The organism is uncultured Jatrophihabitans sp. (assembly GCF_964246335.1).
GTDB lineage: Bacteria > Actinomycetota > Actinomycetes > Mycobacteriales > Jatrophihabitantaceae > Jatrophihabitans.
Genome location: NZ_CAXTQF010000128.1, coordinates 1 through 2,419 on the forward strand (window position 1 = coordinate 1; position 2,419 = coordinate 2,419).

Genomic DNA, 2,419 nt, shown 5'->3' on the forward strand with positions numbered 1-2,419 from the left:
CGTCTTGCCCGTGGACGACGTCGTGTCTGTCGACGTCGTTGTGCCCGACGAGCCGCCGGCCGCGAAGAAGACCGCCCGCGCGCCGCGCAAGGCCGCGGCGAAACGCAAGAGCACCGGCAAGGCCGTGCGCAAGCCACGCAACGGCGCGCCGTCGCGCTTCGACGCGGTCGAGGACGACTGAGGCGGTGCCGCGACTCGAGACCTCCGCGGACTCACCCGTTCCGGTGCGCGTCGTCGCAGTGCGGATCAGTGAGTGGATCGGCCGGCTCGGTGAGATCTGGGTCGACGGGCAGGTCGCGCAGTTGAACCGACGCCCCGGCATGGCTACGCAGTTCCTGGTGCTGCGCGACCCGGACGCGAACATCTCGCTGAGCGTCACCTGCCCGCGCGCCGTGCTGCCGGAGACGGTCATCGAGGGCAGTCGGGTGGTGCTGCGGGCGCGCCCGGACTTCTATCTCGAACGTGGGACGTTGAGCCTGCGCGCCACAGACGTGCGCCAGGTCGGGCTCGGCGAGTTGCTCGCCCGCCTCGAGGCGCTGCGCAAGCTGCTCGCCGCCGAGGGTCTGTTCGCCCCGGAGCGCAAGCGGTCGCTGCCGTTCCTGCCACGCTGCATCGGACTGATCACCGGACGCGCGTCCGCCGCCGAACGCGACGTCGTCGACAACGCCCGTCGCCGGTTGCCCGGCGCACAGTTCCGGCTCGCGAACGTCGCGATGCAGGGACCGTCTGCGGTGAACGAGGTGGTCGACGCCCTGCGCGAGCTCGACGCGGACCCGGACGTCGACCTGATCGTCATCGCTCGCGGCGGCGGCAGCGTCGAGGACCTGCTGCCGTTCAGCAACGAGAGCCTGATCCGCGCGGTGTCCGACGCGCGGACGCCGGTGGTGAGCGCGATCGGGCACGAGAGCGACCGGCCGCTGCTCGACCTTGTCGCCGACCTCGCCGCGTCCACGCCGACCGACGCGGCGAAGCGAATCGTGCCCGACCTCGCGGACGAGCGCCGGGGCATCGCCGAGCTGCGCGCCCGGTCCCGTGGGCGGCTGCACGCGCGCATCGAACGCGAACACGAGCTGATGGCCGGACTGCCCGAGCGGCTGCGGAACACGGTGCGCGCGCGCATCGTGCGCGAGGGCGAGGACACCGCGCAGCTGCGCCGTCGCGTCCGGCAGCGGATGACCACGCTGCTGCAGGCCGGCCGCGACGATCTCGAGCACGTCCGTGCGCGGGTTCGTGCGCTTTCCCCGGAGGCGACGCTCGAGCGCGGCTACGCCGTCGTGCGCACCGCGGACGGCTCGGTGGTGCGCGAACCGGCGCAGGCCGTCGGCGCGCTGCGGGTACGTGTCGCGGGCGGCGAGTTCGACGCCGCCGCCTTCGATCGCGCGCAGTAGTGTCGCTGCGATGAGCGCCGACCCGCCGTACGAGCAGGCCCGCGCCGAGTTGCGCGAGATCGTCAGCGCGCTCGAGTCCGGCGGCCAGTCACTCGAGGAGTCGCTGGCGTTGTGGGAGCGCGGCGAGCACCTCGCCGACGTCTGCACGCGGTGGCTGGACGGCGCGACCGGCCGGCTGGACGCCAAGATCGCCGAGCACGACGCCGCCGACTGACGCCGTGACGGGTCAGGAGACGCAGAACTCGTTGCCCTCCGGATCCGCGAGGGTCGCCGCGTAATGACCCTCGGTGTCACCGTCCGCACGCCGCAGGACCTGCGCGCCTGCCACGACGAGTTCGGCCACCTTCGCGTCGACGGTGGCCCGGCGCTGCTCCAACGCAGTGGTCCGGCCCCCCGTCACGTCGAGATCCAGATGGAGCCGGTTCTTGACGGTCTTGGTTTCCGGCACGACCTGGAACCAGATCCGCGGCCCGACGCCGGTCGGGTCCACGAGGCGATCGCAGTTGTCGCCGTCACCGAGCTCGTCGGCCGGCACGCCGACCGAGACGTACCAGTCGTGCCAGGTCGCGAAACCGGCCGGCGGCGGGGCGGGCACGTAACCGAGCGCCGCTGACCAGAACGCCACCATCCGTTGTGGGTCGTGACAGTCGACGGTGAGATGCCAGGGGGTCATGTGAGCGATCATGCCGTGACTCCCCGCGGAAATGTCGATCTGAAAAGATTGTCCCTTCCGTCCGAGAGGAAGCCGACTTGACCGAGCAATCCGCCGTACCGCCGGAGCTCGCCGTGGACCGACAGGCCCCGGACCGCAACCTTGCGCTGGAGCTGGTCCGGGTCACCGAGGCCGCGGCGATGGCGGCCGGGCGCTGGGTCGGTCGCGGCGACAAGAACGGCGGGGACGGCGCTGCCGTCGATGCCATGCGCGCGCTCATCGGCACCGTGTCCATGCGCGGCGTCGTGGTCATCGGCGAGGGCGAGAAGGACGAGGCGCCGATGCTCTACAACGGCGAGGAGGTCGGCGACGGCACCGG

At 72.0% G+C, this 2,419-nt stretch carries 4 protein-coding genes and 1 pseudogene; 4 read left to right on the top strand and 1 reads right to left on the bottom strand.

Features of this window, described 5'->3' with window-relative positions; genetic code table 11:
• The 3 genes and pseudogenes from ACFFCN_RS18635 to ACFFCN_RS18645 all read left to right on the top strand — a co-directional run.
• A pseudogene (locus ACFFCN_RS18635) lies at positions 1-181 on the top strand (hypothetical protein); the annotation flags it as partial.
• A 4-nt stretch (positions 182-185) separates the two neighbouring features.
• Positions 186-1,388 (top strand): exodeoxyribonuclease VII large subunit, encoded by a 1,203-nt coding sequence (xseA, locus tag ACFFCN_RS18640; protein ID WP_375494110.1) that lies wholly within the window; start codon positions 186-188, stop codon positions 1,386-1,388.
• Between the two features lie 10 nt (positions 1,389-1,398).
• Positions 1,399-1,602 (top strand): exodeoxyribonuclease VII small subunit, encoded by a 204-nt coding sequence (locus ACFFCN_RS18645; protein ID WP_375494112.1) that lies wholly within the window; start codon positions 1,399-1,401, stop codon positions 1,600-1,602.
• A gap of 12 nt (positions 1,603-1,614) precedes the next feature.
• Here the strand turns inward: ACFFCN_RS18645 and ACFFCN_RS18650 are convergent, their stop codons facing one another.
• A complete protein-coding gene (locus ACFFCN_RS18650) occupies positions 1,615-2,061 on the bottom strand; it encodes a VOC family protein (RefSeq protein WP_375494114.1) in 447 nt (148 codons plus the stop codon).
• Positions 2,062-2,138: 77 nt separating this feature from the next.
• Between ACFFCN_RS18650 and ACFFCN_RS18655 the strand changes: the two genes are divergently transcribed.
• Positions 2,139-2,419, top strand: a 281-nt coding sequence (locus tag ACFFCN_RS18655; RefSeq protein WP_375494116.1) for a fructose-bisphosphatase class II, incomplete at its 3' end; no start/stop codon positions are given.